The organism is Lysinibacillus sp. NPDC047702, assembly GCF_050272555.1.
Lineage (GTDB): Bacteria > Bacillota > Bacilli > Bacillales_A > Planococcaceae > Lysinibacillus.
Genome location: NZ_JBNNMG010000030.1, coordinates 49,771 through 57,260 on the forward strand (window position 1 = coordinate 49,771; position 7,490 = coordinate 57,260).

Below are 7,490 nucleotides of genomic sequence, written 5' to 3' on the forward strand. Positions count from 1 at the left end.
GTTAAATTCTCTATCTTATATAAGATTTTTTTCGCATGCCAGCAGTTCTTCTAGTGTATACTCAACTGTGCGTTCCTGCTCTTGTAAATATACTTGAATGAGTCTTTCTAGCACATTTAAACTTACAACCCTACCTCGTCCGTCTGGTGTCATCGTCATTTCACCAATGTCAGGCATGCCCTCTTTTGCTTCCTCATATTCATCATTTTCATACTTTAAACAGCACATTAAACGACCACATAGACCTGAAATTTTTGAAGGATTTAAAGAAAGGTTTTGATCTTTTGCCATCTTAATAGAAACTGGATCAAAATCACCTAAAAAAGTTGAGCAACAAAGCATTCGCCCACATGGACCTATGCCTCCCAACAACTTAGCCTCATCACGTACACCAATTTGGCGAAGTTCGATACGTGTTCTAAATACTGAGGCTAAATCCTTTACTAGATCCCTAAAGTCGACACGTCCCTCTGCTGTAAAATAAAAAATAATTTTATTACGATCAAATGTATATTCAACATCTACTAGCTTCATTTCTAGATTATGCTCTATAATTTTTGTACTTGCCAGTTCAAATGCCCGCTTTGACTCAGCAGCATTTTCCTCTACCTGAATACGATCACGTTCATCCGCTGGTCGTAGTACTTGTTTAAGCGGTAATACAACATCATTATCCCCAACAACCTTTTGTGGGACAACTACTTTACCATATTCTACACCACGAGCTGTCTCTACAATGACATATTGACTGTCTTCTAGTAGATATGATGCTGGATCAAAATAATATATTTTACCCGCTTTTTTAAAGCGGATTCCCACTACATTATACAAATGTGTATCCCTCCTGCAGATTTAGCATTAGCTGCTCCATCAATAACGTCCTATTCATGTTACGCTGTAAAGATGCGCGCGCCTGTAAAATAGACTCCATTTGACTAGATAGGCATTCATAAGTCGAATGTAACGCAGCTTCTTTAAAAGTCTGTAACATGTCTGGATAAGTACAAGCTGCCTCGGGATTAGCTTTTATTGACACTATATCACGGTAAGCAAATAGTAGTAAATCCAATGCTTGTTCCATCTCACTTTTTTCTTTAAAAAGTGGCAACCATTCTTCATGCACAACCAGCATTGCTTCATGTACATTTTGGCGAATTGTCTCTACTAATTTTAACACTGTTTTTCGAGCAAGTGCAAACTGCTCGTCATTTGCCAACAATATAGCTGTTTCGAGCTCATTCGTCATCATGCTCACTGTACAAGACATTGAGTAAGAAATATTACTTTCTTGCAAATGCTTTAACAATATATGTCGAGGCATTTTTTGAAACTTTATATGCTGACATCTAGAGCGGATCGTTGGTAATATTGACTGCATTTGCTCTGTTAGCAAAATGGCAGTAACCTCTCCATCAGGTTCTTCTAAAAATTTTAGAATCATATTTGCAGATGCAATATTTAATCGATCCGCATGATGAAGTACATAAATCTTTCGCCCTTCTTCAACACCCATCATCTTCATTTCAGCAACTAAATCTCGTATTTGATCAATTTTAATAAATTGGCCCTCTGGATATATTTGATGAATATTAGGATGATTACCAGAATCAACACGTCTGCAATTTCGACATGTTTCACATGGAACATTTTGATTTGGGTGCTCACATAGCATTAATTTGACAAAAAAACGCATAATATCTACTTTGCCTGTCCCTTTTTCGCCATCAAAAATGTATGCATGTGCTAATCTATTTTTGTCAAAAATCGTTTGAAGCTGCTTCATTACGACAGGTTGTAGTGAAAATAGCTCTTCAACATTCTTGGCCATTTTTTAAAATTCCTTCCTATTAACTGTTACAAATAGTTTGCGATTGCTCTCTTCTCGATACAGAATTACCTGTAATAATTAGAAAAGATAGTTAGTCACACTATATTTGTAGCAATAAGCAAAATATATTTGAAAAAAGCCCGCGCCTACAAGAGAACGAGACACGGGTTTTACATATACAGATTAATTAATAAGCCTTTTATCTCACCGATTTTATCAAGAAGATCAATTGCTTCTTTCTCTTCATCTAAAATATCTTGTGCCAACTCCACAAGGCGAGAATCAATCGTTTCGATAATTTTCAAACGTCTTCCCTCACCAAAACGATTCCAAGTATGTGATTGCTTTAATTCCATACCATGTTCGACTGTTTCTTGTAGAAATTTTTTAACAAGCATTTTAAAACGAGCAAGCTCTCGTAAATTTCGTGATCTTGCAACTCGGTCACCCGCAGTAGAAATATCCCCTAGCAATCGTGTAAGCTGTTCAGTCTGCAATTTGGTTCCCTGCTTGACGACCATATCTCCAAATCGGTTATTTTGATTATTATTTTGTAGTGGCTCTTTGCGATTAGTATTTAACCCGACACGTATATCTTGATTGATCTTCAAGCTGTATTCGCCCCCACTTGCTTTCTTTATCAATACACAAAAGCTAATTTAAATTTCGTACTTAACTAAAAATGATGAAACTGCTCAATTGGTAAAACAAAAACTGTCGCTCCTCCTACTTCAACCTCTACAGGATAAGGTATATAGGAATCCGCATTACCGCCCAATGGTGAAACTGGTGCCACCATTTGTTCCCGAGCTCGGCAATTATCTCGAATAATATCTAAAACTTTGGGTATGAGAGAGTCTTCCGTCCCAATAAGAAACGTCGTATTTCCAGAACGTAAAAAACCTCCTGTGCTCGCTAACTTAGTTGCGCGAAACTGATTCTTCGTTAAAGCATTTGATAAGCGACTGCTATCCTGATCCTGCACTACAGCTACGACTAACTTCATTCGCACTCACCCCTTTTATAAAATTAACCTAGATTGATTTTTGTTACCATTATCTATAGGAATAATTCAATTTAATGAGCGTTTTTTTCTCATTAAATAAAATAATAGATGCTACCATTATATCACAATGTGTTAGACAACTTCATGCTTTTACTGCATTGCATCAAATAATAATGCCCATACATCTTCTACAACACGCTCAATATTTTGATCCGCATTAACAATTTGTATACGCTCTGGATAATGATTCACTAGCTGTAAATACCCTTCTCGAACCTTCTGATGGAAGGCTAAGCTTTCAACATCTAATCGATTTACTTCTCGTTCACTATGAGCATGAATACGTGCTAAACCAATCACTGGATCAAGATCAAATAAAATTGTTATATCAGGTAGTTTCTTACCGATTGCAAACTCATTAATAGATAATACTTCATCCACACCGATACCACGTGCATATCCCTGATAAGCTAATGAGGAATCAATGAAGCGATCACAAATAACCATTTTACCCGCATCCAATGCAGGTCTTACTTTCTCAAAATAATGCTGACTTCGGGCAGCTGCGTACAATAACGCCTCAGTACGCTCATCCATTGCTGTATGTGCAGGATTTAAAATAATTGTCCGAATTTTTTCAGCAATCTCAATACCACCAGGTTCTCTCGTTGCTAATACATCAATATTCTCCTGAGCTAGTCGCTCGGCTATTTTTTGAATGACTGTTGTCTTTCCGGCACCCTCTGGACCTTCAAATGTTATAAATAAATTGCTATTCATCCTGTTTATTGCCTCCAACTATTTCATGACTTCAATCATTTTTTCTTCTAAACGGTGATTTCCTTGGAATGTTGCACCCGTAGCCAGCAATTCCTCAAGCTGACTCAATTTTGCCACTGTTATTTTTTCTCCTGGAACAAGTAATGGAATGCCTGGAGGGTAAGGGATAACCATGCTTGATGAGATTCGCCCCATTGTACGCATATATGGCAACCATTCTTTATCCGATATTTCAATTTCCTCAATAGAATAGGCAGGTTCGGTAATAGCTACGAAATTATAAGCTGTATGCGAAGCCGTTATTATATCTGTTTTTGGTGCATTTAATAATATTGTTATCGCATCCTTAATACGAACACGAATTTCTGCAAAGGGATAGTTATGTCCCTGTTTTAATAAAGGTAGTACCAGCAACACCTGATTTGCATCTGCTAGCTCTACATAGACTTGTTTTGCCTCCAGTGCCTCTTGTAGCTGGAAACCACTATAGCCCTCTACACGAAGTAATAACTTTATAGGATCATCTACCTCGATAACTTTTAAAGAACCGATAGCCCGTAATGCTTCCACCCATTGATCCTTTTTTTCTATTATATATGCACCATCACTCTCCATATATGTCTGTATATAATAGCGTGCATCATCTAAAGATGCTAATAAAAGGTAGGATGGACTGCTAGATTGTAGCATACGTAGATAATAATTTATTTTATCGACATTTATTATATCTGAATTAACATGCATAAAGGATGCCATTGTCATTGCAGGCAGAGTTTTATGTGCAGACTGTACTACTATATCTGCGCCAAATGTTAATGCTGATGGTTGAAATAAGGAACATGCACTAAAATGGGCCCCATGTGCCTCATCCACTAAGACAGGTATTCCCTTTTCATGACAATAGGCAATCTGCTGCTGTATTTCTTTAGACGTCATACCATAGTAAGTAGGGTATGTTAAAACAACAGCCCGAGCCTCTGGATAATAATCAACAGCTTCTTTTAAATCTTTATAGGAAACATGAGTTGCCGTTAGTGTTTGATCATCCCACATAGGTGAGACAAATACAGGTCTTGCCCCAACCAACTCAATTGCATGAAAAATAGACTTATGAGCATTACGTTGAACAATAATCGTATCATCTTTTTTACAGGTAGCATATATCATTGCTAAATTCCCTACCGTAGATCCACCTACTAAAAAGAAACTTTTCATTGTCCCATATGTATCTGCCAATAAATTTTCTGCTTCTAATATCATTTCCTCAGGATGATGTAAGTCATCAAGACCTGATAACTCCGTTACATCATACCTCATAACATCTTTAAAGGCCTGGGGAAGACGAGATAGCTCTCCGTGCTTATGCCCTGGGACATGAAAGGAAATATTTTGTTGTTGTCGAAAGCGCTCTAACCCTTCTACAATCGGCTTTTTCTTTTGCAAAACAAAACACCCATTTCCGTTATATTCTTCTTTAATTATAACACGAGTAAAAAGCTATCCCACTAAGCAGGATAGCTTTTACACCAGATTGACATAAAAACTATTTATCATATAATCTTTCTCCCAACCCAGTGGGCAAATAACGCAAGGGGTATTATTAATAGACAAAAAGGTAAGCAAATTAAAATGTTGTTCCATGTTATCACATTATTCATCAATAGTGAGTGATACAGAATTAAGCTATATGGAATAATGATAATTAATGATGTGACTGCACCAGGTGTTATAGAACGAAGAAATATTGACTGCCCTAGATGGGTAAAAGCATGGAGGAAAAAAGTTAATGTAACAATAGTGAATATATAAATATCCCCTAATTGCCCTTGATTCACAAATTGACTGGCACTAAAAGTCGAACTACTTACAAAGAAGAATATGACCACTACAGCTACCGCAAACTGTGCTGTTGACATAGAAAATTGCTTAATCACTCTATCAGCAGCTTTTTTTGGTAATTTTGCATACAAAATTGGAGATTTACTATTTAACCACTTTTCCACCATAATAATTTCTTCAAAATCATGGAGGATAAACATAATAGGAAATAACCAAATAAGTGTCTGAATATCAATCCACTGAAGCATAGACATACCTTCTTTCATCAAAAAAATACTGAGTAATTACTCAATTTTTTCTAAAAAATTTTTATGTATTTTGAATGCCTTTTAATATGACTGTAACTATCTCCTCAATATATTGATTTATTATTAGACTGTCGCCCATTGTTCTTTCTTCAACTAATAAGTGCGTTAATATTGACGAAAGGAACATTGAGGCTGCTATATCAATAGCCCTCTTCTCAACAGAACATGGAACGACTCTTGATAAAAGTACACTAGCATGTTCACGCATAATAAAAATAAAATCTACAATATCTTCACCAACATCCGAGTTTTGTACGATTTCTGGAGACCAAATAAAAACTAAAAAACTTTTATTTTGTGACAAAAAATTAGCATATAATTGTCCGAATTGAAGTAAAGCGGGATATGGTTCCATCTTGGTAATCTCCATTATTTCCTTTTGAAGAGAACCTATAAATGAAAATTCTCGAATGAGTTTATGGAGAAGATCATTTTTATCTTTAAAATAATAAAAGATTAGCCCCTCTGCTACACCGCTTGTTAATGCTATTTCTTTAGTAGTCGTTGCATTAAAGCCCTTTTTAGTAAATAAATCTAATGCTGCCTCTAAAATTTTATCCTTTTTTGTTGCCAAATACTTTCACCACTATTTCCTTAGAATTTGAGTATTTACTCAAATATAAATTTTTTGAAAAAATTTGTCAAGTTGTTCCATAATTTTACCTGAAACATTTTATGCTTAATACCACACAAGCTACTTTAGGTATCGCCGGAAATTTACATATAAGAGTCCACTATTGTTATGACTGACATTTGGTAATCAACATAAAAAGACCATTACCTCCTAAGAGCAACGATCTTTTCAACTTATAGTTATAATCATTTTTGCATAAACTTAATTGCTCTAATAGTTACTCACTTTTATAAGCTTGCTTTAACTGCCATTTTTTGTACTAGTTGCTCTACTAATTGTGGAACAAATTTTTCTAATATCGGATTCATCATTCCAGCTAAAAAACCACTAGCTTTCATTGTTAAGTTCCCAACAAGCTGACATGTATCGCCATGCCCTTGCTTAATTTCAAAAAAACCATCACCATTTATAGGGTCTGATAAACCTATTAGATCAAACATAACTTGATTTGTAGGAGATTCCTTATATTTAAGTTCCACTTTTACAGCCTTTTGAATAATGCCAAAATCACCTTGAAACACCCAAATCATATCTTGTTCATCTGGAAACTCGTGATGTAAGTAGCCTGGTATAAGTTCAGCCCATTCTTCTTTATTTTGAATAAATGCTTGTAATTTTTCCTTCTCAATTTGTATTTCTTCACTATATAACCCCGTTGCCATTTTAAGCACCCCTTTATTTATAAATGAAAGCTACTTAAATTTTAGCATTTTGTGGTATATGTTTGAACAGAAAAGCATGCCTTTAGTTAAACCTCAAATATTATGAGTATGCTAAAGCAAGTCAATTCTTTAAAAATCCCAAGTCTAAGTTATTAATTTATTTCTTATGAATTCAAAGTTATTTTTAAAATGGCTAAGTATATTTTTATTTCTTCTATCTAATAGTGAAAATCATATAATCAGTATTACCACGATAATTACTCCAAGTTCTCATCACCCAGCTAAAATCTCTGTATAATACCGTATATCCCTCTTTGTATATCAAGTTTAATTCAAATAATCAGAACCACCAGTCTAACTGGTGGTTTGCTCTACGCGTGAAACGCTGGGGTACTGGCCCATGTCTAAAGACACACTGAAAGGTCCGCCAACC

Annotated in this window: 9 protein-coding genes; all 9 read right to left on the reverse strand. The window is 35.4% G+C overall.

All coding sequences use genetic code 11. The annotated features are described in order from the left end of the window. Positions 1 to 15: 15 nt before the first annotated feature. Complete coding sequence (locus ACQKIM_RS15155) at positions 16 to 831, reverse strand: PSP1 domain-containing protein (RefSeq protein ID WP_427545309.1); 816 nt, start codon at positions 829 to 831, stop codon at positions 16 to 18. Continuing rightward, positions 824 to 1,828, reverse strand: a complete 1,005-nt coding sequence (holB, locus tag ACQKIM_RS15160) for a DNA polymerase III subunit delta' (RefSeq protein ID WP_427545311.1) — start codon at positions 1,826 to 1,828, stop codon at positions 824 to 826. The genes ACQKIM_RS15155 and holB overlap by 8 nt, the downstream gene beginning before the upstream one ends. 170 nt (positions 1,829 to 1,998) lie before the next feature. Continuing rightward, entirely contained in the window at positions 1,999 to 2,439 is a 441-nt protein-coding gene (locus tag ACQKIM_RS15165; protein WP_283870247.1) for a YaaR family protein, read from the reverse strand. A gap of 65 nt (positions 2,440 to 2,504) precedes the next feature. After that, positions 2,505 to 2,834, reverse strand: a complete 330-nt coding sequence (locus ACQKIM_RS15170; protein ID WP_010857007.1) for a cyclic-di-AMP receptor — start codon at positions 2,832 to 2,834, stop codon at positions 2,505 to 2,507. 150 nt (positions 2,835 to 2,984) lie between these two features. Then, positions 2,985 to 3,614 carry a dTMP kinase gene (gene tmk, locus ACQKIM_RS15175; protein ID WP_427545313.1) on the reverse strand — a complete coding sequence of 210 codons (630 nt, stop codon included), beginning with the start codon at positions 3,612 to 3,614 and terminating at the stop codon, positions 2,985 to 2,987. An 18-nt stretch (positions 3,615 to 3,632) separates the two neighbouring features. Further along, positions 3,633 to 5,057, reverse strand: a complete 1,425-nt coding sequence (locus ACQKIM_RS15180; RefSeq protein ID WP_427545315.1) for an aminotransferase class I/II-fold pyridoxal phosphate-dependent enzyme — start codon at positions 5,055 to 5,057, stop codon at positions 3,633 to 3,635. Between the two features lie 107 nt (positions 5,058 to 5,164). Next, on the reverse strand, positions 5,165 to 5,701 hold the full coding sequence (locus tag ACQKIM_RS15185) for an HXXEE domain-containing protein (protein WP_427545317.1): 537 nt from the start codon (positions 5,699 to 5,701) through the stop codon (positions 5,165 to 5,167). A 61-nt stretch (positions 5,702 to 5,762) separates the two neighbouring features. After that, entirely contained in the window at positions 5,763 to 6,335 is a 573-nt protein-coding gene (locus ACQKIM_RS15190; RefSeq protein WP_427545319.1) for a TetR/AcrR family transcriptional regulator, read from the reverse strand. Positions 6,336 to 6,622: 287 nt separating this feature from the next. Beyond that, on the reverse strand, positions 6,623 to 7,057 hold the full coding sequence (locus ACQKIM_RS15195) for an SRPBCC family protein (protein WP_427545321.1): 435 nt from the start codon (positions 7,055 to 7,057) through the stop codon (positions 6,623 to 6,625). Between the last annotated feature and the right edge of the window lie 433 nt (positions 7,058 to 7,490).